This is a genomic window from Paenibacillus sp. 2003 (assembly GCF_031455635.1).
Classification (GTDB): Bacteria; Bacillota; Bacilli; order Paenibacillales; family Paenibacillaceae; genus Paenibacillus; species Paenibacillus amylolyticus_B.
Genome location: NZ_JAVDTB010000001.1, coordinates 1,031,357 through 1,056,960, shown reverse-complemented (window position 1 = coordinate 1,056,960; position 25,604 = coordinate 1,031,357). Strand labels below are relative to the sequence as shown.

The window sequence follows — 25,604 nt, the reverse complement described above, 5'->3', positions numbered from 1 at the left end:
AGAACTTTCTTTCTTATGGGATTATTCTTATGGAGTCATTTTTTCCAAGAGATCATCAATTTTCATGGAATTTGCTGTAATCGCACCTGATTGCCAATGTGATCTTTCCATGATGTACACCTGATTGTTCTTAACGGCCGGAAGAGATTTCCACAATTTGCTGTCAAGTACCTTCAAGGCTTCCTTGTTCTCGGGAGAAGACCATTCACCATTGGAAGGGAACACAATAAGATGATCTGCATCAAGTTGCGGCACGGCCTCTTCAGACAGAATTTCCTGATATTCTTCCATCTTGTTAACCAGAGGATGAGGTGTTAGACCAAGCTCGGAATAAATAAATCCGGTAAATCGATTCTTCACACCGAACAACGCCAGTGTGTCATCGTTAACATTCAGCCGGACAACTGCGACAGTCTCGTCTCCAACCGCTTCCTGCAACTTCGCCTTAGCATCTGCAATCTTGGCCTCAAATGTCGCAGCAACTTCTTCACCCTTGTCCGGTTTACCTACAACATCGGCAATGGTTTTCAAAATTTGATTGGAATCCTGCAATACGCTCTCAGGCAAGCGATACGTCGGTGCCACCTTGGAATACATCTCATATTTCTCCATATCTACCCCACCATCTACAATGATGAGATCCGGATCATACTCCAACAAAGCTTCAATACTTCCCGTAGTATCAAATTTCGGAACATCCAGTCCTAAATAATCCTGTACACCCCACATCGGGTTATACCACTGCACTACAGGTGTAATATCGAGCGCCTTCAGATAATCTTCCACATATATTCCAGCAATCCGCTGTGGTTGAACCGGAATCGTCACATCTCCAAATTCATCCTGTACAACCCGTGTCGCAGGCTCTGTCTCGTTTCCAGAAGTATTTTCTCCAGAAGCTGCACTTTCAGTTTCAGTTGCAGGAGTCTGTTCAGCATTCGTAGCGGTATTTGTACTACATCCTGAAATAACCAGACCCATGAGCAGTAATGTAATCGTCCACCCTTTGAAACCCTTAACTAAACCTACCATGTTACCCTTCACCCCTATGTGATCTGTTGATGTAACCGTGAGAATATTTCACATATAATGATTATCATTCTCATCGATTGCTTAGGTGAATTGTACCTTATGCCTCAGCCGACCCACAATGTACATTTGATGCTGTTTTTTTATACAAACGAAAACACCCTTGTTGGTCCTCCCCCCGCTTATCGCAGGGGCAACCTACCTTGTCGATAACTTTCCAACTGTTGATCCACAAAGGAATCATTCGCCGTACCCTGTAACAGTGCAGCACCAATTAAACCAATATCATCACTCACATACCCCGCTAACTCAGGTTCGCCGGTGAGAGCCAAGGTCTGTTTGAACGCCTGTTCCCTGCATGCGCGCAGCACCTCTTCTTCAGCCACCGCAGTATCTTGAGCCCACCGTTCAAAAGCTTGCATCCACTCGTCAGCAAATGCAGAGGCATCCCTTTCATCCAGGTAAACTTCCACATCCAATCCTTCGAATGTCTGTTGGGTCAGAATCCGTCCCTCGTTAAGATCCAACAGTAGCCTCTCCACATCCGTTCTGCTCATTGATCTCCCCTCCAGTTCATCATCATGTCAGATACATCTCAGGTATAACAAAACGCTTCATCATTCGATTAGGATCGGCTGTAAAATGATCCAATTGAAGTTCCTCATATTCGCTAAGGATACTTTCAAAGATACGAGCAATCACACCACAATCTGCCAAAGCATTGTGCCTGTGAATTCCATCTGTATTCAGATCGTAATACCGAATCAGAAAATCCGTAGAGACGACCTCGGTAATCTCAGGATGAATGTAAGTGAACATCGCTTTTGTATCCAATACCGGGTTAGTCAACATCGGGAGACCATACTCATCACAATGCCGCTTCAAGATGGGCAGGTCATATTCATATCCGGCTTGTGTCACAAGAACGTTATCACCAATAAATTTCTGAAATTCCTGAAATGCTTCTACGAACGACGGAGCCTCTACCATATCCTCATTCGAAATGCCTGTTAATTTCGCCACAGGTTCTGGTATAGGTTTGTTCGCACGTGTAAGTGAAGAAAATGTTGTATTGCTTTGTTGACCTCTTTGGTAATGCATCGCACCAAATTGTGTCACACTCTCCACCACAGGATTAATGCCCGTCCCTTCGAGATCAAATATGCAGTACATTCTATCCTGTAATGAAGATACGCTTAGATTTTCAATAAAGTATGTATCAGGCAAAAGCGTAATTCTCATCCGTCCAACTCACTCCTCTCCACTATCATTCTGCTAATGCATTTCTCATATATAACTCTGTCACTCCCATAATCGGGTGACCTGGGCCAACTTGCGCGTTCCATCAAACTGCAACTTATAGATATCCGGCATCGTAGTCTTCTCCCAGAAATCATAACCGTAGGAAGAATCATAATGTTGTAAAATAAGCGTCATTACATCTCCATGGGTTCCGATGACTACCTTGTGACCCACATGTTTATCCAAAATTTTCTCGATTACCGCTACTGCCCTTGAGCGAGCCTGTTCACCAGACTCCCCACCTGAATACGCATACGTAGAATCACGGTACAACTGCTGCTTGGCTTCACGAAAATTATCATGCTTCACATCCGAACTCGATAACTGGCGTTCACGCAGATCTTCCTCTGTCACCACAATTCCACCTGACCGATCTGCCAGAATCTGAATCGTATCTACCGCTCGCCTGTAAGGGCTAGAATAGAACAGCTGAATCTGCTCCCCATGGAGCAGACTGGCAACCTTTCCTGCATCTTGATGACCTTGCTCTGTCAGTCCACGCTCGCGTTCCTGTCCTTCAACATATCGAGACTCCGCATGTCTGACAAAATACAAAAACGTACTCGCCTCACTCATCATCCATCCGCCAACCCTTTTTTCTTCTCAATGACAATCAGGCAGGTACTGTCAGGCAAAGGCGCAGATTCACCATTTTCCTTCATAAAGATAATTCGTTCTCCAAGTGCTTCCGTATAACCCTCCTGGAGAAAATGTCGGAAAGTAATAATCTCAGCTTGTTCACCCAACGCTTCTCGAATACAGTTCTCATAGGCTGTCGGTGTGAATATACCGAACTGCTCCTGAATTTCATGCACGTATGCCTCTTCCCCCCACGTATAGGTATAGAGAAATTCCATCGCATCGTTGATCGGCATCTCTACTTCGTTGTCTGAGATCCGTTCATATTGAATTGCACGTCCCTGAAAATCCTCTGCATACCGCTCCAGCCAGCGCATCCCATCCGCTTCCAGGAAACGAATCCGGCGCTTTTGTGCCTCCGGTTCACTCATGATGCCATCCCGAATCAGAATTCTTCCTCCAGGTGACAGTACACGGAACGAACTTCTCAGCGCTGCCACAACTGTATCGGAATTAAATCTTCGACCGTCCAGTTCAATATATGAATATAATTCATGCAGAATGGATGAGAAAATAACTGTATCCACGGTGCCTCGCTGCACATATTGCTCCAGTTGCAGGGCATCGCCCTTCATGACTTGCCAGCGATGTCCCTCGCGCTGCTTTTTGCGCTCCAGCGCTTCAATGACATTGGCTGAGATATCGATACCAATCGGCTCCATTTCCGGTTTTTCCTGCTCAATCAGATCCAGCAGAATTCCACCACCTGGACCGATATCAAGTACCCGTTTACCAACGATATAGTCAAGCAGTACTTTTTTGTAATCACCGGAGCTGTTCATATCGGACAAATACGTCTCTTCGTTGTGGAAGCGGTCATAGGCATCCCGGCGCAATCCGAACAGGTCAAATAACAGCAGTACAGCCTTCTCGTATAACGGTGACTTTTCCGCTTCAATACAGAATGCAATCAGCTTCTCCGCCGCTGGAGAAAATTCAAAGGTCACGAACAGTGTATCCGGCAGATCCGCATGACGCTCAATGCGATGTGTTAGATGGGGATAGACGATCTGCTCCCCTGCCGTAATCTGTTCCCACGAATACTGTTCCAAATATTTTTCAATCATTCGTTTCTTGTAAATATTGAGCTTCTTGACGCCCTTGTAGTCGTAATACATCGTATTCATTAAAGGCTCAAAACTAGTATGCCGGACTATATCAGATTGTTTCTCGATGAATGTTGGAGTCATACTCTCGCTGTGAAGTGTCAACAGGAACACTTTCACCATCTCCTGCAACGAAAAATCCTGCATGGCCGACTCCACATACCATAATGTGCGATGAGCCAGCGGAGCCAGCGCCTGTTCTACATCCAGTTCCGTTTGGAGCTTGGCGTAAGCCGTATCCATAGCTTCTCCCTGCCGAATGGATGAACTTCTTAAGCGGGATAACCGTTCCTTCACGCTCCAGTCTTCATGATCCGGTCCAACGATAATCCAGCCTATAATGCGCTGCACCTCAGCCTGAACCTGATTCCATAACGCTGGATCAACACCTGCAATAATGCACTCATTTAATGCCATCAGTATAGTGTTCAGTTCATCTGTAGTAAGCCATCCTTTGACGATCAAGGCGTGAAGCGGAGCATTCTCGGCAAATGGAATCTCGCCGCGTATGTATTGACCAATAAGTCCATGCGTAGCAATTAGAGTGCGTATAATCTCATGCCTTGGAGTGTGTGTATTCAGCGTATCATGCTCGCTTATATCCGCATTCTTACTTAAGGAATCGCCCGGAGAACCAGGTTGATTTATACTCGTCTCCTTGGTCTTACCGATGTCATTATCCAGGTGCTCTGCGCCTGCGTATAGATCATATAACTGAGCCGACCCCACATTGTGCACAAACAGGTTAACGCCCTTCTTTTGCCATACCCGCCGCTGCTCTAATGATCCGGCCTTCGCCGTCTCTGACCAGATTAATACGTCCTCCAGAATTTCTCGCACCCAAAAAGAAACCTGAAGCTTTTCCAGTACGTGAAGTGTACGCTCGGTGTAGTCCAGTACTGGATTTGTTCCCTCAAGTTCGGCAATGGAATGAATGCGCTCGAGGTTAATATGGGGCTTCTCCGCTGCTGCCAGCAGTTGCAGCCATAGCTGCTGGGCTTCCGGCGTGTTACCTGACTTGTATGATTGTATGGCCTTTAATGAATGCAGCATGAATTAGTCCCCTCTCTTTCTCTTCCTTTTTATATAAAATCATTAGATTCGTCTATAGAAGTTGAACGATTTTATAACTGACTCTGTATCTTCCGACAATGTGTCGCTCATTAATATTACCCAGCTTCGAGCCACATCACCCGCAGGATCCCCCGACATACCAGTCATCCAATCGATGACCCAGTATTGGTCGCCGGCCTCACTGAGCATAACATTATCGGGGTGAAAATCGCCATGACAGATCTGCTGTTGATCAGGCAATGTTGTATTCATTCTAGACTGCTACGAGAGGAAAATCCATTCGATATAACTTCATAATGTGCTCGTTCGAATACGTATAGATCTCCGCAGTTCTTCCCTGACCGATTCGCTCCATATCTACCCTCCCTTTACTCGAACTCACTGCCTCTGACTTTGGAGAAAACCATACAATCAACCAGCGTACCTGTACTGTCCCGCCGCATCTTGCATCAGACCCTCGCCAGCTCGTGATGTTCGAATCCAGTAACCGATCTCAAAACAGCGTGCATTCCAGTCAATACGATGTAACCCGCTGCTGCCTACGAATTCATCGGTGTGTCTATCACGCAAATGTAACATCATGTCGGTACGCTCCAGATATTGCAGTCTTGCTTTGCGAACAGTCATTTCAGACTCTTCCAATGAAGGGATTTTCTCAGCAAAAGGTAACCACAACCGCAGCTGCTCCGCACTCTCACGGACGGCTTCATTAACGGTTGCGCCATCCCCCCACTGCGGTGCTCGAATTGTGAGGCGTTCCGTATGGAAGCTCTCGGGTATCATTAACATGATCGGATTAAATGAAGACGATTCTGTCATCGTTATACCTACTCCTCTACCTGAAATATAGAATCAATGATCAGCGGCAAATTATCTCTCACGGACACTGCACCGAATACTGAACGAGCATGTGCCCCCTGATCCCCAAATACCTCTATCATCAGATCCGAGAATCCATTTAGCACTTTATGATGTTCCTGATACGAAGCGGACGCATTGATGAAGCCTTGCACTTTAACCACTCTCTTCACCCGATCCAGTGAACCCAGCACATCTCGAACGACAGCGAGCACCTCCAGTCCGGCATTCCGGGCAAAATCATATCCCTGTTCTGTTGTGAAGTCTGATCCCAGTTTGCCGCGTTCAGAGGTATCCGGTCCTTTCCCGGATACATACATGATTCCATTCACAATAACGGCATTAGCATACTTCGCTGCGGGCGCACTGGCCTGTGGTAAAATGATCCCCAGTTCATTTAATCTCGCTTCAATCATCGTATATTCTCTCCCTCTTTTATGGTCCTCACGGAACCTGATTCCTTATATTCCTGCCTATAGACTCTTGGTGATACCTGAACGGTACGTTTGAACATCTTGCCAAAATGAGAGAAGTTACTGAACCCCGCAAGCCAAGCGATGTCCGTAATGGATTCTTCACTTTCCCGCAGCAAACGCTGTGCTTCCTTCACCCGTAATAGATTCAGATAATCACTGAAAGTAAACCCCGTCGTTTGTTTGAACAATCTACTCAGATAATGCGGACTAATGCGAAACATGCCCGCCACCTCCGGTAATGTCAGTGGTTTCTGATAGTTCTCATTCAGGTAACGTACAACTGCCTGTGTCTTGGGATGAAGAACCGGCTCACGATCATCGGAGCTTAACCTGCCCAGGTGTTGATTACGATAGGCATGCAGCAACAATTCAATAGCCCGGTGACGGAGCAACAGGTTGCTTCCAGGTTGAGGACAAAGCATTTCATCCACCATTTCGCTAACCATCCGCCCCAAAACCTCCGTGACTTGAGATGGAAACCTTACAATAGGAATGTCCCAGCAGAAGGGTTCCTTTAAGCCTTCAACTAACTCCGCGGAAATAGCTATGGCTGCAAAAAGCTCAGGCTTCAAATACAGCACCATTCGTTCATGGTCAGGCATGCCACTCTCCAATGTTTTATGAACCGTATTTCGATCAACAAACACCAGATCGCCAGCCTTTACCCGATAAGTCCGGTCCTTGATAAAATAGATACGCTCGCCAGACAACAGGTAATACAACTCATAATGATCATGCAGATGGTCATCCGTCATCGAGAAATATCCAATGCGACGATCATATTCGATGTGCAGTAAATCCGTGGGATCATGAAAATCCGCACTGAAAGGTTCTGTCATGGCGCCCTCTCTCCTTTCCATAAATTATAGCAAAATATGCGGCATTTGAAAGCGGTTACGCATAAAATGCGGCGAAAGAAGTACTCCCTTGTTATAGTCTAGAGCTATATTCAAGGAGGCGATAGACATGAGTAACAAGAAACGTTATGTATTAGTCGGAACCGGCGGCCGCGCCGAATTTTTTTATGGTGCTTTAACCCGGGATTACAGGGATACATCCGAGCTTGTCGGCTTTTGTGATATAAATCAAGTCCGTATGAATTACGCAAATCAACTGTTGAAAGAAAAGTACAATTATCCCGAGGTACCTACTTATCCTGCAGATCAGTTTGATCAGATGATTGAGAAGGAGAAGCCTGACTATGTCATCGTAACGAGCGTTGACCGTACCCATCACAAGTATATCATTCGTGCGATGGAACTGGGTTGTGACGTTGTCACCGAAAAACCGATGACCATCGATGAGGAGAAATGTCAGGAGATTCTGGATGCTGTCAAGCGAACTGGCCAGAATGTAAGGGTCACCTTTAACTACCGTTATGCACCGCACCATACTAAGATTCGGGAACTTATTCTGAATGATACCATCGGGAAAGTCACTTCCGTTCACTTTGAATGGCTGCTGAATACCCGCCACGGGGCAGATTATTTCCGCCGTTGGCATCGGGACAAGCGTAATAGCGGCGGACTGCTCGTTCACAAATCCACCCATCACTTCGATTTGGTGAATTTCTGGATTGGTTCGCAACCGGATACCGTGTTTGCATTTGGTGATCTGATGTATTACGGCAGAGAAAACGCAGAAGAACGCGGTGTAACGCAGTTCTACAATCGAGCAACCGGTAACCCGATCGCGAAGGAAGATCCTTTTGCACTGCATTTGGATTCGGATGCTCATATGAAGTCCATGTATCTGGATGCCGAATCAGAAGATGGTTATCAGCGGGATCAGAGCGTATTTGGGGATGGTATCAACATTGAGGATACGATGGGTGTGCTTGTGAAGTATCGGAGCAAAGCCATTCTGACGTACTCCCTCGTTGCCTATCAGCCATGGGAAGGTTACCGTATTGCCATTAACGGCACCAAAGGCCGGATTGAGATGAACATTGTGGAGCAATCCTATGTCAATTCATTGGGTGACAAAAGTAAGGAAGGTGCTCTGATCGGTAAAACGTTGCGGGTCCTTCCGATGTTCGGTGCGCCATATGAAGTTGAAGTGGAGGAGAAAGCAGGTGGACACGGCGGTGGTGACCCGGTGCTGCTGAATGATCTGTTCGGAGAGCCTGTAGAAGATCCGTTCCATCGCGCAGCTAATCACGTGGACGGTGCAAGATCCATTCTGACGGGCATTGCGGCCAATCGCGCCATGGCCACGGGTTTGCCAGTCAACGTCAATAATTTGGTTCGTTTCTAAGTCTCCCAGATCTGCACTACATTATTAATTTCATTTCAAGGCTGCGCATATCACGCAGTCTTTTTTATATTTTTATAATTACTCTGCACGCAAGTTGACTCGGTAGAAGGAGGAAATCCATGTTCTTCTCTTTAAAAAACCGCCTGATTGCCTTTATCGTTGTCCTGTTTGTCCTCGCTTTTGGCACACTCTCCTACCTGCTCTTCAAGGAATCACGCACGGTCATTCGCTCTTACATCGAACCCTCTGCTCTTGAGAAAATGGAGGAGTACGGTTCATACGTAGATATGGTGCAGATGCAGATCTATGATGCCGCCTCTCTTGTTTTCAATAGTGATATGGGCAAAAACTGGGATAACGCGATCGGTGATCCGAATCTTCCCGAAGGAGAAAAGATGCTGGCCAACCTTGCGATGAGTCGTTTCCTCACTCAGGCAACCAACAGTTACACCAGTATCTCGGATGTATCCATCTATCGACGGAATGGACTGCGAATTGGCAGCGAGAATCAGGTAACATATGAACCTGCCTTTGTACAAGAATCCTGGTATACAAATTTCTACACGTTGGGGGAACGCTGGTTACCTGCACACACCGATCAACATGAACGTGTCAGAGATCATGGTAACCCGGTGGTCAGTCTGCTGATGCCCATTGGCACCTTTCATCATGCTACAGCACAGAGTGTCATGAAGGTGAATGTCAGTGAATCCTATTTTCTAGAACCGCTCCGTCGCATACATCTTGCGGAGAATAGCACTATTTTTCTGCTGGGAGAGCAAGGAAATCCTATTCTCTCACAGCAGGTAGACACGTTGGGTGCTGTAGCTACCGCAGAGATCGATCGTATTCGTAATAGCCCGCTCAAAGCCGGAGTCACATATCTCACAAACCATGAAGGACAGCGAGACATCCTTGTATTCAAGAAACTGGGACGTACCGGCTGGATGTTGGCGGGTCTGGCACCGGAAAAGGAAATGTACCTCTCTCTCCATAAGCTCCAAAGCACAATTGTGGTGGTAACGATTGCCCTGATTCTGGTCTCCCTCTTGGCTGCTGCATGGTTATCCCACGGCGTAACCAAACCTTTGACCAGACTGGTACTGGCGATGAGACAGGTTCAACGAGGGGCTTTTGACCAAGCGGATTCACTTCTGCCTCCAGATAAAAATGTAAAGAGTGAGATCAGTTATGTAATCTTCACTTTCCGTTATATGATCAGTCAGCTGCGGCAGCATATCCAGAATGAATTTGAACTGAAACTGCTTCGCCAGCAAGCAGAGTACAAGGCACTTCTCATACAGATTAATCCACATTTTATGTTTAATACTCTGGAGCTGGTAAGCAGTCTTGCCATTCAGCGCCGAACGGATGATACGGTTCAGGTCATTGAGGATTTGGGTAAAATGATGCGCTTTTCTATCAACACCAATGACGACCGTGTTCCCCTAACCGAAGAGCTGGATTATGTGCAGCGTTATATCTCCATTTTGCAGACTCGTTTCGGTCATAAGCTCGACATTTCGGTAACGTTAGAAGGCACACTGAAGTCCATGGTCATCATCAAGTTTATTCTTCAACCACTTATTGAAAATGCAGTGAAATACAGCTTCCAGCATCAGACGACAGCTCAGGTACAAATACGGATCAACCGGATCTATGATCGTCTGCACATCAGCGTTTCAGACAACGGACCGGGTATTCCAGCAGAAATCATCCAAAAGTTGCAACATCCGGTTGCTCCCTCCTCATTGGAATCCATATTGCATAATGAAGGCTGGCATATTGGACTGGGCAATGTTATTGCTCGTTGCCGTCTGCATTATGGTGGCTTGTTCACGGTCCACATGGAGAACGTTGAAAACGGAGGCGCATGTATTGAACTGATTCTACCCGTACAGGAGGAATATGATGTACAACGTATTAATCGCAGATGACGAGATCGAAGTTCGCGAAGGATTAAAATTGAAAGTCGATTGGCACGGCATGGGCTTTGTCATAACAGGGGAAGCCTCTAACGGGATCGAAGCGGATGAACTTTTGAAATCTGAACATTTTGACTTGCTGATTACCGATATGAATATGCCTGTCATGGATGGCATCAGACTATTGGATGTCTGCCGCAGTTATAACCCTTCCATTCAGATTATCATTATCACGGGTTATGAGGATTTTCAATATGCCAGAGCGGGGGTCCGCAGCCAGGTGATGGATTATTTACTGAAACCTGTAACCCGGGATGAATTGAAAGCCACATTAGGCAAAATCAAAGCGGATCTGGATGAACAACGTAAAGTTCGAGGCGACTCCGAATTGCTGCAATGGCGACTCTCTCAGTATTACCGGGAAATGAAGGAACGTTTCCTTCTTGATCTCGTCAAAGGCAATCGCCTACCGCCTTCCTCCATGCCAGAACGACTCCGATTGTTCCATCTCGAATCATGGCAGGATCAGAAGGTCTGTTTCATCACCGCCGGTATAAGTCACTCGGACAAGCCGGATATTCGAAAAGATCGATTACCCGAGCAGATGCATCTTCCTTTCGAGATGGTATGTTATGAAATCGCCCAGTCTGATTCAGACATTGTCCAGGTTTTTCATGATTCGGCACACGCAGGGATCATGCATTTCATAGTACAAGATGGTATGCAGCATGAATTCATCCAACAGCTCACGGAACATACGGCATCCGTTTTTTCCATGGAACTCAAGATTGGGGTGGGACTTTCTGTATCCGGACTTGAGCACTGGAAAGAAGGTTATATCCATTCCCTTTTGGCATGGAATTCAGCTGAACGGGCTGTCAGCGGGCTGAACCCTCAGGCAGGAACAGACTATAGTCCATTACTGCCTGAAGAAACGACACGCACGCTGCATCGTTGCCTCATTCGAGGGGAACTGGACTCCTTCCGCAGCATCATCCGCAAGGAACTTCACGAGGCATTCCAGCTTTCTCCTTCCAGAATGACACAAAGCATTTTTCAAATTTCATTGTTGATGGATTTTCCTATGGCCCCGGAATGGACACTGTGGCTTAAGACGCCAGATCAAGCAGAACGCTTATTAATGCGATGGGCTCAAGACTTCCTGAGTCGACAACTTCCTTCAGAAGATGGGGATGGGACGGTTATAGACTTAGCCAAGCGATATATCGAGGAGAACTATATGCAGGAGCTAACGTTGACGTTACTCGCTGAACGATTCAACTATTACCCTACCTATTTCTCCGAATTGTTTAAGGAAGGGGCAGGTACCTCTTTTGTTCAATATGTGACGGGCGTTCGGATGAATCATGCCTTGCAACTGCTGAAGGATACTCAATTAACCGTATGGGATATTACTGAGCTGACCGGTTTCAGTTCGCCAAGTTATTTCAGTTCGAAATTCAAAAGAATGTTCAACATGAGTCCTTCAGACTATCGCTTGCAGCATTCCGAAAAAATCAATAGCCATTATCCGAAGAAATAAGATTCAAGCTTCTCCCCTTCCCCGGTATGATGTGGTTACCAAGAGAACGCCGCATGTTGTAAGCGGATTCACAGTTGGTAACCATGAATTTTATCGATTCAGAAGGGAGGCACATGATGAAAAAACAGACCAAACCCTTATACGGTCAGCAGAATACCACAGCCTACTTGTTTCTTCTGCCCTGGCTGATCGGACTCTTCTGTCTGACACTGGGACCGATGATTGCGTCCCTATACTTATCCATGACCAAATTCAATCTGCTGTCATCACCGACTTGGACCGGACTTAGCAACTATGTTCACATCTTTACCGAGGACGATACCTTTCGCAGGTCCCTGGGGCTGACATTTTATTATGTCTTTTTATCCGTTCCTCTAAGGCTTGCCTTTGCTCTACTGGTGGCAATGGCGCTGAACAAAGGAGTTCGAGCCCTTGGCATCTACCGGACTGTATATTACATCCCTTCCCTCTTGGGCGGCAGCGTCGCGATTGCAATCGTCTGGCGGCAACTTTTTGAGGGGAATGGACTGGTCAACCAGTTTTTAAGCTGGTTTGGTATCTCAGGTCCATCCTGGATTGCGCATCCGGATTATGTGGTCTATACCATCATCACACTATCCGTGTGGCAATTCGGGTCTGCCATGGTCATCTTTCTTGCGGGCCTGAAACAGATCCCGGCAGACTTATATGAAGCGTCCGATGTCGATGGAGCGGGAAAGATACGTCAATTTTTCGGAATTACACTGCCCATGCTCTCCCCCGTTATCTTTTTTAACCTGATCATGAGCATGATCAATTCATTCCAGGCGTTTACACCCGCTTACGTGATCGGAGATGGCCGCGGGGGTCCACTCGACGCAACAATGTTCTATACCTTGTATCTGTATCTGAAAGGTTTCTCGTTCTTTGATATGGGTTATGCTTCGGCTCTGGCTTGGATCATGTTGGTCATTATCGGGGTATTCACCGCAATCGTCTTTGTTACATCCCGATTTTGGGTGTTCTACGGGGACAATCAGGAGGGGAGGTAATGCATATGCCAATCAAACGACAACTGGTTCAGGCCGGGAGGCATGCCGCCATTATACTCTTCGGTCTGCTGATGTTATATCCAGTACTATGGTTGATTCTCAGTTCGTTTAAACCGAACCATCTCATTTTCACCAGCGGTAGTCTATTTCCAACCAGTTTCACGCTGGAGCACTATATTAATGGCTGGAAAGGTCTGCAGGGCATCTCCTTTGGCCGTTTCTTCGGCAACTCCGTTCTGATCTCGGTCATGAGTGTGCTGGGTAATGTGATCTCCTGTTCCCTTGCAGCCTTTGCCTTCTCCAGATTGAAGTTCAGATTCAAAGGCCTGTGGTTCAGCATGATGTTGATCACGATTATGTTGCCTTACCATGTTACTCTGGTGCCCCAGTACATTCTCTATAATGAGCTTCAATGGATTAATACGTATTTCCCGCTGATTCTGCCCAAGTGGCTCGCGCAGGATTCCTTCTTCATTTTGCTCATGGTTCAATTCATACGCGGTATACCGCGGGAACTGGACGAGAGTGCAACCATTGACGGTTGCGGGCAATCACAGATCTTTTTCCGAATCGTAGTGCCTCTGCTCGTTCCAGCACTGATTACAACAGCGATCTTCACCTTCCTGTGGAGCTGGGATGACTTTTTCAGCCAGATGATCTATCTGAGCAAAATTGATCTGTTCACCGTGCAGCTGGGCATTCGCTCTCTCTTCGATCCGTCAGGACAATCCGATTGGGGCGCATTACTCGCCATGTCCACCCTGTCACTGCTTCCCGTGACCATCATCTTTTTACTGTTTCAACGATATTTCCTTGAGGGCATTGCAACAACAGGTCTGAAGTAACAACACACTTCTCATATCATTAGACAGGGGGATTTATCATGTTCAAACGTTTCATGATTGGTATGATCACTACACTTTTGTTATTCGTAACAGCTTGCTCTGGAACAGACCATACAGGGGCTAATGATAATGCAGGCAATGGTAATGATAATGGAACTACCGAGGGCGGACAGGTCGAACTTCGCATCATGTGGTGGGGTGACCAGAAACGGGCAGATATTACGAATGAAGCCCTGAAGATCTTTCAGGCGAAACATCCGGATATTAAAATTTCAGGAGAATTTGCACCTTCCTCCGGATATTTCGACAAGCTGAATACCCAGCTGGCATCAGGTACAGCACCGGATATCTTTTTCCTCGGTGGAAATGTCGTTGATTATGCCAAAAAAGATGTCCTCCTTAACCTGGACCCGTATGTCGGAAACGAACTGAATCTGGATGGTATGGATGAAACCATGATCGAATACGGACGTCTCGACGGGAAGCTGCAACATATTTCTGCCGGTGCAAACGCACGAGGAATTATTGTTAACAAGGCACTCTTTGAGAAAGCCGGCGTGCCTTTGCCAGCTTCCAATTGGGACTGGGCGGACTATGCCGCCATCAGCAAAGAGTTGTCCGACAAGCTCGGAGACGGCTTCTATGGGACGTACAATTTCACCGTCGATGGGATGGATATTTATTTAAAACAACGGGGTAAACAACTGTATGACATGAAAAATGGCACACTCGGATTCGCCAAGGAAGACATTCTGGAATGGTTCCAGTATTGGGAAAAGACTTCGGCATCCGGCGGTGTAGTCACACCGGAATTGCAGGTATCCAACCCGCATGATGATACCAGTAAATCCCTGTTGATCACAGGCAAAGCAGCCATGACTCTACTACCATCCAACCAACTTGCTGCATTCCAGAGCTTGACGGAAGATCCTCTGGTGTTACTCCCTGTACCACGGGGGCCTAAAGGAACGGGTGTTGTATTTGAATCCAGTCAGGGATTATCAGGTTACGCAAATACCAAACATCCGAAGGAAGTGGCAACATTAATGAATTTCTGGATTCATGATCCTGAAGCAGCCAAAATCCTCGGTAATGACCGTGGCGTGCCCGTTACGGAAGCCAACCGAAATCTTCTTCAGGAAGGCGCTGGTCCTGTGGAGGAGATTGTCTATAACTATACAAATCTTGTCTCTGAAGCTACGAAGACTGAACCTTTTGAGGTGAGTTACAATCCTCCGGGATTTGCAGAGTTCTCCAAGTTAGCTCAGACGACAAATCAAGAGATCGGATTTGGACGAAAAAGTGTAGAGCAAGCTGTCTCCGACTTCTATAACGGGACCGTTCGTATTTTTGAATCGAATCAATAACCAGAAACAAACACTGTGAGGAGGAACATATGACAGAAGAGATATTAAATCGGCTGCGCAACATTTCGATTATGGATCAAGTTCAGCCAGTTAAACTGGAAGATCAGCAGTTATTACAGGAATGGCATGCGTCGGGTGTCCGGTTTGCAGCATCGGGCGGACGAATGGAAGCTACGTATTGTGCGGCAGTGGAAAAATTGCTTGCTTGCATCCTGCCCATGGGAGACAGCGATCCTATTTTACAAGAAGGTGGCATCTATCTGGGATGTTGGTTAGAGAGTACAGGGACCATCAATGCGGAGCTGCTGTCTCGCCTGCTTCCTTCCGTGTCCGAAACAACGTACCTCGCATTTGCCAAGCAGCAAAGAGAAGATGGATTGCTCCCGTATAAACTCACGGCAAACGGACCCTCTTTCCGGCAAATCCAGTTGGTCACTCCACTGGCACGCAGTGTATGGAACCACTATCAGCTTCATGACAATCATGGCAAGCAGTCACCTTTCCTGAGCACCATGTACAAGGCTATGGTTCGTTACGATGAATGGATTGCACGAAACCGTAATACCCGAGGGACCGGCTGTGTAGAAGCTTTCAGTACGTTTGACACTGGACATGACTTATCCCCCCGATTCTGGCATGTTCCGGATACACCTTATATGAATGATGCTTCTGCCTACCACCCGGATTCTCCGATTCTGCCTTTTCTGGCACCGGATCTGACTGCCAATATCTATTGTCAGCGCATGTATCTGTCCCGCATGGCTGAGGAGTTGGGGGAGTCGGGAACGGATTGGAAAGGCAAAGCCGAGTCCAGCCTGGAAAGTCTATTTCGTTATTGTTACAACGAACAGGATATGTTCTTCTATGATCGGGATCGCAATGACGAATTGGTCAGAGTCCAATCTGATGTGTTGCTCCGCGTAATGGCCTGCGAGGTGGGCGACCGTGAATTGTTCGATAACCTACTACGGCGGTACCTGTTGAATACAAGTAAGTTTTTCGCTAAATACCCGTTTACATCGATTTCAATGGATGATCCCAGATTTGATCCCTTTTCCTCCTATAACAGCTGGGGAGGGGCATCCAATTTCCTGAGTCTAATCCGGGCACCACACGCATTCGAGTATCATCATCGATATGTGGAGCTAACCTGGGTAATGCAGCCAATCTTGTCCGCTCTATCCAAAGATAAGCGATTTGGTCAGGTACTAAGCCCATGGACCGGAGAACAAGGTTTTACCGAGACTTACTCCCCTACTATCCTTTGTCTGCTCGATTATGTGGAGCGATTATGTGGAATTATGCCTGTTGGATCGAATCAGCTCTGGTTTACCGGTCTGCTCCCTATCGATATGGATCATGGCGAGGTCGTATCTGGCAACACGGCTTATAGCCGAAAAGTCAACGGAATAGGATATGAATTGGTGAACACCCCGGATCGAATGACGGTATATATGGAGGGCAATGTTCATCTGGACGGCCCATCAGGGATTCGGCTTGTAACGGATCATAGTGGACATCTGGAGGCAGTCATCGGAATGACCGTTCGCACTGTCGAGGGGGAGATCTTCTATCAAGGAGAGTGCATCCCAATTCGAATCAAAGGAAATGAAATGCAGCGTTACGCTGATGGAAGTTTGAAAACTGAACGCGATATTGGCATCATCCATCCTACCTATCGTTAATTGTTTGTATGCAAAAAAGCGCAAGTTGCAGAGGTTTACTTCCCCTGCACTTGCGCTTTTCCCTTTTGCGCGTTTACATCTCTTTATTTCTTATTCATAAGGACACAAGATAGAAATTGACTGCCACTGCGGAAATCATTCTCTCTCTGGTTACAGAGGAGATGAGTTTCGCCTTACACCTTCCGGTTCCACGCCGGGTGACGATAAAATTCAATCGTATCAATATAATTTACCGTGAACTGCTGCTCAACATCTGACAGGTTCAACAGTTTGCGGTCGATTAGCTTCATACCCATAACCACATCATGGCGAAGCAGGTCCATCGCTATTTTGCCTACAAACCCGCCCTCCATCTCCTTATGCTTGGCACGGAACTCTTCATTGTAGATCAGTTCAGGTGTGAATGCCGCTTCAACGAATGCATTAACGAGCGTAAGCTCATTGCCATCCATCTGTACTGCCAGATAATAATTGCCACGCTCATCCTGAATGAGGTCTTTATACATCTCTACGATCATTTGAATCACTCCTCTATTATAAAATGAAACCCCGTTAGCCGTAACGAACATGGGCTATCAAACGTACACCTTCCTACCCCGTTCCTTCATATACTAGGTACAAATGGCGAACGGAGGAATACTTATGAGCTGGCAGCATCTCCATACTGGAAAAACACTTCAGCATCGCCTGGCAGAACTCCAGGGGCACCTTGCAGAACTGAATACTCCACTCTCCGGGTTGGAACCGGGACGTATTCGTCGTGTCTATCCAAGGCAGTTTATCAAAGTAAACCGTCAGTTATTCATTCCTCTCAGTCTGAACTCCATTCGGGTATTTGATATTCCTCGAACGCGGCGAGGCGTCAGAGTGGGAATCCGCACGACTTTCCCTTCCAGGAATGCATTTAACAATATCAGACTTGTGGGCGTGGGACTGGATTATCTTGAACTTCAGGGAAAAGGCAGAGTCCCTTCCCGTATTTTATTTCCTCTTTCCAGCATCGAGTCGATCTATCGGCCAACCGCCGGAAGAAAAAAACTGAAACGGCCGTGTACCCGGAAGTAAAGCTGGTTCTTTTCGCAAGCCATACAATGGTTCCCAAATGTCTGCATACGGGTGCTCCCTTCCAATATATAATTATAACCCATGCAACCACTCATCTGCTGAAGAATCATTTTATGTCAAAAAGCGGTGAGAACAGAACTGCTTCTGTATCTCACCGCTCAGCCAGTTACGGATCAAGCTGCCCCTTTACATGTGTATATCAGATGCCTGTCCATACATCCTTGGCATAACGACCTTCCTGCTGAAGCTGATTGAGCCAATCTTCTGCTTCCTTCGCGGACTTGCCATGAATATCAGCGTATGCCTGCTGGAGTGTAGCTTCCACATCTGGTGCCATCTTGCTGCCATCACCGCAGATATACAGATGCGCACCCTCTTCAAACAAAGGAATCAGATGCTGAGCATCGTCTCTCATCAGATGCTGTACATAACATTTCTCCTCCCCGTCTACACGGGAGAAGGCCGTATGAAGCTTCACAAGACCTTCTTGCTGGGCTGCTTCCAATTCATTTTTGTACAGATAATCATGCTCGGGATTCCGGCACCCAAAGTACAGGTGGGCTTCGCCAACCTCTTGACCTTGTTCCTTCAATACATGCCTTGCCTGCAAGAAACCTCGGAATGGAGCAACACCTGTACCCGGGCCTACCATGATGACGGGAACCTGTGTATCCTCCGGCAGTTGAAACCCGGATTCCGGTGTCCGCGTGAACATCACGATCTCGTCACCCGACTTCAGGTTAGCCAGATAGTTGGACGCAATACCTCTGTATTCTCCCTGTCCACTCCATGCCGGGGCACGCACAACACTGACCGTAATACTCGCTTGATCGGGTTGCACACGCGGTGAACTGGAGATCGAATAATATCTGGCTTTTAATGAAGGCAGTAATTCAAGGAAACGCTCAAACGGCAGTTCACATGCCTCATATTTCACCAGATAATCCAGCATGGAGATCCGTTTATTCCGCACTTCATCCATATACACAGATTCATCAAGCAGCGCTTCAAGTTCCTTCTTATGCGGTGGACATACGGTGTATGCTGCCATTTCTCTCAACTGCGCACGAGTTGCCGCCTCCTGAAGCTCGACGCTATGACTGAGCAGATCATACAGGTTAACCGGTTGATGCAATGGTAGATGTGCGGCACTCCGACCGGATGCATCCAGAACGAGATGCTCCGTTCCGGTAAACCCGTATCGACGAAGTACACGTTCCACAAGTTCCGGTGGATTCTGCGGCAGAATGCCCAGGTGATCCCCTTCCTTGTAGGTTATGCCTTCAGGCAATTTGATCTCCAGGTGACGTGTGCTGCGTTCACTGCCCGCGTCGTGAAGCTCCCTGTTCTCGAGCACTTCTGCCACATGAGCATCATACGTATCCGCAAGCGGTGTTACGGCGAGCCCACTGACAAACTGTACAGATAGTGAACTGCGTTCGCTATTGGAGCTTGTGTTTAGCTTCAGTCCCATTGTTCGTGCGAGATCAGGCCATAATTGCTCTGTCCAATCCCCCACCTGTTTCTCGAAATCTCCGCTAGCATCTGACTCACCCAGCGGTGATAACCGCTCTGCTCCTCTGGAAGATAACTGTTCATCGATTAGACGCGGAATACGCTGATAGGTGCTGGCCCAGTTGTGGTCACCGCATCCAAGAACGGCGAAACGCACCCCTTTGAATTCATTGGCATCGGCGTGTTCAATCCACTCGACAAACATCTTGGCATTACTTGGCGGCTGACCGTTATAGGATGCACTGACAATAATGACGGCACCATCCTTTGGCAGTTTGCCAACACGATCATCCAGCGCAGCGACCTCACTGCGGAAACCCTGGTATCTGGCGGTATCCGCAATTTCACGTGCAATGCCTTCGGCTGTACCCAGATTGGAACCGTACAGAACAAGCATCGGTGTGTGGTGGGCATTCGCTGCATCCGGCTCCGTTCTTTTGGCAACCGGCTTCGGTTCTTCGACCGCTACACCTGGAACGGCCATGACTGGCTGCCCCCCACGCGCACGTACACGAATTGTGAAGTTATCCGGTTTGAGCGTCAGCGTTTCTTTCACCTTTAACTGATAATCAGAATGATCGATGAAGTCAAAATGCTTCAGCACCATGCCCAGTACCAGCGTTGCTTCCTGAAGTGCAAACTGCTGACCAATGCAGGCCCGTTGGCCGTTACCAAAAGGTTTATAGGCATCATGCGGCACTTTGCTCGGATCTTCGAACCGTTCCGGACGGAATTCCTCTACGTCGTCTCCCCAGGCTTCGCGGTCGCGATGCAGCTTGGGAATAAGTACACTGACGCTGTCTCCTTTTTGCAAAGGATATTGACCCGCAAGTACCGTGTCCTCTTTTGCATACAGAGAAAATGCCGGGGCCGTCGGCCATAACCGCAATGCTTCGTTCAAAACCATGCGGACGTACTTCAGATTGCGAACCTGGTTGTACGTGGGAACCGGATCTTTCAGAATCTGATCCACCTCAGCTTGGGCTTTAGCCAGCGTATCCGGATTCTTCATCAGATAATAAACGGCGAAGGATAACAGTCCACTTGTGGTCTCATGTCCAGCAATCAGGAATGTAATAATCTGATAACGGATGTTCTCATCATCCAGCGTTTCTCCTGTCTCCGGGTCCTTGCCGCTGAGCATGTGGGACAACAGATCATCTGCGCCTTCCTGCGGTTTCTCTTTACGCTCGGCAATAATGTGATCCACCAAAGAGAACATGGAACGGATATCCTGTTCAAACTGTTTCTTTTTGGTGATCATCAGCTTGTCTTGCAGACGCAGTCGCTGCAATGAACTCATGGATTCATCCAACGCACGAACCATGCTCGTAATGAATGGATGTGGTTCTTCCCGGTAGAAGCTGTTAAACCGATAGTTGAACCCACAGAGTCCAATCGTGTCGAGCGTAAGACGTGTCATATCATCCGGAACGTTAACCGTCTCATCCGGGTTCAATCGTGACCATTTCTGAACCAGCTGCACAGCCAGATCAATCATTTTGTTGTGATATCCCTGCATGGCACGTTGACTGAAACTTGGCAGCAGTACGTTATGGGCTTTTTTCCAATTCGGCTCCTCGGTCCAACTCGTAAATAGCCCATCTCCTGCAAAAGCACGAACCTTCGCAAGGGGTGCCCACACACGTTTGTCGAATTTGGATTCATCCGTTACCTCGGCGACCAGTTTGTGACCGGAAATATACAATTCACTTCGCCCGGGGTACTCCATACGAAAGATCGGTCCATATTCTTCAGCCAGTTTCACCAGTGACTGCACCGGCTCTTCAAAGTTCAATTGCGGCAAATTGCCCAGTGGGCCAAATGTTTTCGGTTGAGGCACTGAAATTGGTGGCATGACACTCACTCCTTCTTTCCATGTTAAGAGTTCTACAACTACAAAATAATGACTTGATTTACAGACGCGATACACTTGCTCTTCAGATCAACAGATTCAAGTTATTTTTTGCACATTTTCATATTTCATCCAGATAACGATAAAACCAACAAAGAACTAACTGACTGAGATGGTATATTGGTCATTTTTGATTAAAAAAAATGGAGGACTTCGTTATCTTCTTTTACCCTAACATTTCCAGTTCCAATCTTCAACAGTCCCAAAGTCATAGGACCTCAGGACAGGGATTAAGGTATATACTTATGATTTCTTTAACAGAAACTGAATAGCCGACTCCATCTCTAATGGAGCAACTGTCGTTTCATAACGGCCATGGACGTTCCCACTGCGGTCAATCAGGAATTTGGTGAAATTCCATTTGATCCCGTCCCCTTGATACAATTCTGGATGCTTCTCCTTCACAAAGGTGTCCATCCACTGTCCTTCCTTCGTGTCCAGATCATAACCTTGAAATGGCGCTTCTTCAATCAGATAACGGAACAAAGGATGCATGAATTGCCCAACGACCTCAACCTTCTCGAGGATCGGAAAGGAGATCTGAAACTGACTCCTGCAATACTCGGCAATCTCAAAGCTACTGCCAGGTTCTTTGTCGTTAAACTGATTACAAGGGAACGCCAGAATCTCCAGCCCCTGATCACCATATTTCTCATACATCTGCTGAAGTTCACTGAATTGCCGGGAGTAGCTGCACCGACTTGCTGTATTCACAATAAGCAGAACCTTCCCTTTATAAGCAGAAAAATCACCCTTGTGTCCCTCCATAAACGGAACTTGGTAAGAAAATATACTCATCTGTATTCATCCTCCTCTTTCACTTTTGTATCTCACATCAATTCTCTCTTTGAGAAGAATTATACACCCACCATATTAATAGGTGAAATATATAATTAATATAATTTTAATAGCTTTTAACTATAGTAGACCGAATAAAAAACTGCCCTCAGCATTCAAATACTGCATCTTGGACAGTTATTAAAATCATGATTTGACATCACGCTTAGCACACCGTTAACCCATGATTAAACCATATACAATCCCTGGTCCGTGTACGCCAATGGTTAAATCATTTTCAATATCGGAAGAGCGGCTTGGCCCTGAAATAAAGTGGATACCTGCCGGAAGATTCTCTCTTCCCGCTTCGTCAAATCGATCCAGCGTCTCACCCAGTCTGGTGTACAGTCGATCCACTGGAATAATGATGATGAGTACCGTAGGCAACAGACTAACCGAGCGACCTTTTTCCGGTGAAGAAAGTACAGTAACCGAGCCTGTGTATGCTGTCGCATAATCCGCCATGACCACACCGATATCAGCCTCAGCTGCACGAGCCCTCCAGTTCTCATCCGCCTGACTATTCCAGACTGAGATCTGCACATCCGTTAACTGCTCTTCCAATCCGAGATCCTTTAGCGCCTGTTCATTTTGACGAATGATATATTTGGCACTCAGCTCATGAGATTTGTTGGCTATAAATTGAGATACTTCTTCCATGTTCTGAACCCGGGCAATGTGGGCGCCTACACTTACAAAGTTATCAGTAAATGCTTGAATACGCTTCTCTTCATCCCATTCCAATTCAGTCCAAAAGTCGGGTGCTCCCCGAAAGGGTTGGGTTGGCGCTTGGCGTTGCCTTGGTCTTCTCAATTTCGAAGCAATGTCATTCATGAACTGCTCCTGTTTCTCCATGGACTTCTTCTCCAATTGTGCGAGCCATTGCTGATGTTCAGTGACCATGCTTACCCTCCCCTTCTTCTCGTTCACGAATAATCTGCTCCATGCGACTGCGAACGGAAGAATCCATGGCCGGTTGCTCCTGGTTCAGTTCCTGATCCAGCTTGTTCCATTGTTGCCGGAAGGATTTCTTGGCGAGACTTGGGGCAACCCGATAATTGTTCCAGCCTTTGAGTGGACCCAACTTGAGAGTAATGCCGTTGTTACGCACAACTGCCTTCTGCCCGATCTGTCCCAGACGTATGGCCGCACTGAAGCGTTTGGAATTGGATACAACGGCAGCAAAACCCTTCATGCCCATGCTCTCCATTTTGTTTCCATGACCGTCTTCCACTTTACGCCTGCGTAGATAAACAAGCATATCATGTAGCGGTATTTTAACTGGACATGCTTCGTAACAGGCTCCACACAGACTCGAAGCACCCGCAATATCATTCCATTCATCAATATTGCCATTGAGTGCAGGTGTCAGTACCGCACCAATCGGACCACTATAGGTGCCACCATAGGCATGGCCCCCAATATGGCGATATACCGGGCAAGCATTCAGACAAGCACCACAGCGAATACAATTCAGCAATTCTTGGAATTCAGGATCACCGAGCTGTAAGGATCGACCGTTGTCCACGATAATAATGTGCATTTCATCGGGTCCATCTCCATCCGTTGTGCGGCGAGGACCTGTGATGCCTGACATGTACATCGTTAGTTTCTGACCTGTTGCGGAGCGTGGCAACAAGGTTGCCATGACCTCCAGATCCGTCCACGAGGGGATGATCCGCTCCATGCCCATCAGTGTAATCTGCGTTTTTGGAACAGTGGATACCATACGGGCATTGCCTTCATTTTCGAACAAAACCATGGAACCTGTCTCTGCAATCGCAAAATTGCAGCCGGTCATGCCTATATCTGCTTCGAGGAACTTCTCGCGCAGCTTTTTGCGAACAAATCCAGCAAGTACCGTGGTGTCCGGCTCCAGAATTTCACCCGCTTCCTTTGATAACAACTCTGCAATCTGATAGCGGTTCTTATGGATGGCTGGAATCACAATATGAGATGGGGCCTCGCCTGCCAACTGTATGATGTATTCACCCAGGTCGGTCTCGATGGCTTCAATGCCCGCCGACTCCAGCACATGATTCAGATGTACTTCCTCCGACACCATCGATTTGGACTTCACCACCGTAGAAGCCTGCTTGTGCGCCGCAATATCCAGCGCAATGGCCGCTGCTTCCACCGATGTATCTGCAAAATGAATATGAACCCCATTCGCACGAGCGTTATTCACAAATTCATTCAGATAATAATCCAGATACGCAATCGTATGCAGACGAATCTGACGGCCACGCTCCCGCCATTCATCCCAATTTCCATGTTCTTCTGAGGCAGACTTCTTTCCGTTACGCAATCGTTCTGTCGTGAATTTGACCGCTTTACGCAGAAAATCATCATTCAAGGCCAGTCCGGCACGTTCTTTGACCGTAGTATCCATAACTCCCGGTTGGCTCATCCTGTTCGCACCCCCTCATACAGTAGTTCCGCCAGATGCATCACACGCACCGGTTCATTCCGATAACGCAGATTACCTGCGATATTCATCAGACAGGCCATGTCCAGACCAACCAGCACTTCAGCTTGTGTCTCTTTGACATGATCAACTTTCTCCGTCACCATCGCTCCCGAAATATCGGACATTTTAATGGCAAAGGTACCCCCAAACCCGCAGCAATCCTCAGCAAACGGCAGGGGGACCAATTCCAGTCCCTTTACTTGGGATAGTAATGCCATCGGCTCATCCTTTACACCCAGCAGACGACTGCCGTGGCAGGATGGATGATAGGTTACTTTGTGTGGAAAATGTGCGCCCAGATCGGTTATCCCGAGTACCTGAACGAGGAATTGAGTAAACTCATAGGCTTTCGCTTCCAATCGTTTTGCCTTCTCCAGCCACACCGGTTCATCCGCGAACAGTTCGGGATAATGATGAATCATATACGTACACGATCCGGAAGGACATACCACAAAATCACTGTCGTCAAATGCTTCAAGAATCGTTTTGGCCGCTACCCGAGTCTCATCCCAGTACCCGCTATTGTAGGAAGGCTGACCGCAGCAGGTCTGAACCGGTGGAAAATCCAGCCGAACGCCATGAGCGGCGAGCAATCTGACCATGGCTTCCCCCACTCGGGGATAGATGGCATCGCTGAGGCAGGTAATGAATAAGGAGACCTTCATA

General features: G+C 47.2%; 23 protein-coding genes. 8 read left to right on the top strand and 15 right to left on the bottom strand.

Annotated elements, in window-relative coordinates; genetic code table 11:
• Window positions 1-27 precede the first annotated feature (27 nt).
• The 9 genes from J2X75_RS05000 to J2X75_RS04965 all read right to left on the bottom strand — a co-directional run bounded on the left by J2X75_RS05000 (window position 28) and on the right by J2X75_RS04965 (window position 7,323).
• On the bottom strand, window positions 28-1,032 hold the full coding sequence (locus J2X75_RS05000) for an ABC transporter substrate-binding protein (RefSeq protein ID WP_310334672.1): 1,005 nt from the start codon (window positions 1,030-1,032) through the stop codon (window positions 28-30).
• Window positions 1,033-1,211: 179 nt separating this feature from the next.
• Window positions 1,212-1,586, bottom strand: a complete 375-nt coding sequence (locus tag J2X75_RS04995) for a hypothetical protein (protein ID WP_310334670.1) — start codon at window positions 1,584-1,586, stop codon at window positions 1,212-1,214.
• Between the two features lie 22 nt (window positions 1,587-1,608).
• On the bottom strand, window positions 1,609-2,271 hold the full coding sequence (locus J2X75_RS04990) for a 3'-5' exonuclease (protein WP_310334669.1): 663 nt from the start codon (window positions 2,269-2,271) through the stop codon (window positions 1,609-1,611).
• A gap of 60 nt (window positions 2,272-2,331) precedes the next feature.
• The gene (locus J2X75_RS04985; protein WP_310334667.1) at window positions 2,332-2,910 is read right to left on the bottom strand and encodes a histidine phosphatase family protein; all 579 of its coding nucleotides are present in this window, start codon (window positions 2,908-2,910) and stop codon (window positions 2,332-2,334) included.
• Window positions 2,907-5,129, bottom strand: a complete 2,223-nt coding sequence (locus tag J2X75_RS04980; protein WP_310334666.1) for a class I SAM-dependent methyltransferase — start codon at window positions 5,127-5,129, stop codon at window positions 2,907-2,909. The genes J2X75_RS04985 and J2X75_RS04980 overlap by 4 nt, the downstream gene beginning before the upstream one ends.
• A 42-nt stretch (window positions 5,130-5,171) precedes the next feature.
• On the bottom strand, window positions 5,172-5,402 hold the full coding sequence (locus J2X75_RS30290; protein WP_366345285.1) for an aminoglycoside phosphotransferase family protein: 231 nt from the start codon (window positions 5,400-5,402) through the stop codon (window positions 5,172-5,174).
• A gap of 159 nt (window positions 5,403-5,561) precedes the next feature.
• Complete coding sequence (locus J2X75_RS04975) at window positions 5,562-5,969, bottom strand: GNAT family N-acetyltransferase (protein WP_310334665.1); 408 nt, start codon at window positions 5,967-5,969, stop codon at window positions 5,562-5,564.
• Between the two features lie 8 nt (window positions 5,970-5,977).
• The gene (locus J2X75_RS04970; protein WP_310334664.1) at window positions 5,978-6,424 is read right to left on the bottom strand and encodes a RidA family protein; all 447 of its coding nucleotides are present in this window, start codon (window positions 6,422-6,424) and stop codon (window positions 5,978-5,980) included.
• A complete protein-coding gene (locus J2X75_RS04965; protein WP_310334663.1) occupies window positions 6,421-7,323 on the bottom strand; it encodes an AraC family transcriptional regulator in 903 nt (300 codons plus the stop codon). The genes J2X75_RS04970 and J2X75_RS04965 overlap by 4 nt, the downstream gene beginning before the upstream one ends.
• A gap of 127 nt (window positions 7,324-7,450) precedes the next feature.
• On the opposite strand from J2X75_RS04965, the gene J2X75_RS04960 reads away from it, so the two are divergent.
• The 7 genes from J2X75_RS04960 (at window position 7,451) to J2X75_RS04930 (ending at window position 17,136) form a co-directional block, all read left to right on the top strand.
• Window positions 7,451-8,740, top strand: coding sequence for a Gfo/Idh/MocA family oxidoreductase (locus J2X75_RS04960; protein ID WP_310334661.1), 1,290 nt, complete (start codon window positions 7,451-7,453; stop codon window positions 8,738-8,740).
• Between the two features lie 119 nt (window positions 8,741-8,859).
• A complete protein-coding gene (locus tag J2X75_RS04955) occupies window positions 8,860-10,677 on the top strand; it encodes a sensor histidine kinase (RefSeq protein WP_310334659.1) in 1,818 nt (605 codons plus the stop codon).
• The gene (locus tag J2X75_RS04950; protein ID WP_310334658.1) at window positions 10,652-12,208 is read left to right on the top strand and encodes a response regulator; all 1,557 of its coding nucleotides are present in this window, start codon (window positions 10,652-10,654) and stop codon (window positions 12,206-12,208) included. The genes J2X75_RS04955 and J2X75_RS04950 overlap by 26 nt, the downstream gene beginning before the upstream one ends.
• Before the next feature lie 116 nt (window positions 12,209-12,324).
• The gene (locus tag J2X75_RS04945; RefSeq protein ID WP_310336651.1) at window positions 12,325-13,239 is read left to right on the top strand and encodes a carbohydrate ABC transporter permease; all 915 of its coding nucleotides are present in this window, start codon (window positions 12,325-12,327) and stop codon (window positions 13,237-13,239) included.
• Between the two features lie 5 nt (window positions 13,240-13,244).
• Window positions 13,245-14,084 (top strand): carbohydrate ABC transporter permease, encoded by an 840-nt coding sequence (locus J2X75_RS04940; protein WP_091017729.1) that lies wholly within the window; start codon window positions 13,245-13,247, stop codon window positions 14,082-14,084.
• A 38-nt stretch (window positions 14,085-14,122) separates the two neighbouring features.
• Window positions 14,123-15,451: an ABC transporter substrate-binding protein gene (locus J2X75_RS04935; RefSeq protein WP_310334657.1), complete on the top strand. Its 1,329-nt coding sequence runs from the start codon at window positions 14,123-14,125 to the stop codon at window positions 15,449-15,451.
• A gap of 29 nt (window positions 15,452-15,480) precedes the next feature.
• Entirely contained in the window at window positions 15,481-17,136 is a 1,656-nt protein-coding gene (locus J2X75_RS04930; protein WP_310334656.1) for an MGH1-like glycoside hydrolase domain-containing protein, read from the top strand.
• A gap of 173 nt (window positions 17,137-17,309) precedes the next feature.
• Here the strand turns inward: J2X75_RS04930 and J2X75_RS04925 are convergent, their stop codons facing one another.
• Complete coding sequence (locus J2X75_RS04925; protein WP_310334655.1) at window positions 17,310-17,654, bottom strand: hypothetical protein; 345 nt, start codon at window positions 17,652-17,654, stop codon at window positions 17,310-17,312.
• A 124-nt stretch (window positions 17,655-17,778) separates the two neighbouring features.
• Here J2X75_RS04925 and J2X75_RS04920 point away from each other — a divergent pair, with 124 nt between their 5' ends.
• Complete coding sequence (locus tag J2X75_RS04920) at window positions 17,779-18,201, top strand: hypothetical protein (RefSeq protein WP_310334654.1); 423 nt, start codon at window positions 17,779-17,781, stop codon at window positions 18,199-18,201.
• A 199-nt stretch (window positions 18,202-18,400) separates the two neighbouring features.
• Here the strand turns inward: J2X75_RS04920 and J2X75_RS04915 are convergent, their stop codons facing one another.
• From J2X75_RS04915 to J2X75_RS04895, 5 genes are all read right to left on the bottom strand, one after another.
• A complete protein-coding gene (locus J2X75_RS04915; protein WP_310334653.1) occupies window positions 18,401-21,574 on the bottom strand; it encodes a bifunctional cytochrome P450/NADPH--P450 reductase in 3,174 nt (1,057 codons plus the stop codon).
• A 300-nt stretch (window positions 21,575-21,874) separates the two neighbouring features.
• A complete protein-coding gene (locus tag J2X75_RS04910; RefSeq protein ID WP_310334651.1) occupies window positions 21,875-22,429 on the bottom strand; it encodes a glutathione peroxidase in 555 nt (184 codons plus the stop codon).
• A 216-nt stretch (window positions 22,430-22,645) separates the two neighbouring features.
• On the bottom strand, window positions 22,646-23,371 hold the full coding sequence (locus J2X75_RS04905; protein WP_310334650.1) for a LutC/YkgG family protein: 726 nt from the start codon (window positions 23,369-23,371) through the stop codon (window positions 22,646-22,648).
• Entirely contained in the window at window positions 23,361-24,878 is a 1,518-nt protein-coding gene (locus tag J2X75_RS04900) for a LutB/LldF family L-lactate oxidation iron-sulfur protein (RefSeq protein ID WP_310334649.1), read from the bottom strand. The genes J2X75_RS04905 and J2X75_RS04900 overlap by 11 nt, the downstream gene beginning before the upstream one ends.
• The gene (locus J2X75_RS04895) at window positions 24,875-25,603 is read right to left on the bottom strand and encodes a (Fe-S)-binding protein (RefSeq protein ID WP_017688927.1); all 729 of its coding nucleotides are present in this window, start codon (window positions 25,601-25,603) and stop codon (window positions 24,875-24,877) included. Before J2X75_RS04895 ends, J2X75_RS04900 begins: the two co-directional genes overlap by 4 nt.
• Window position 25,604 lies beyond the last annotated feature (1 nt).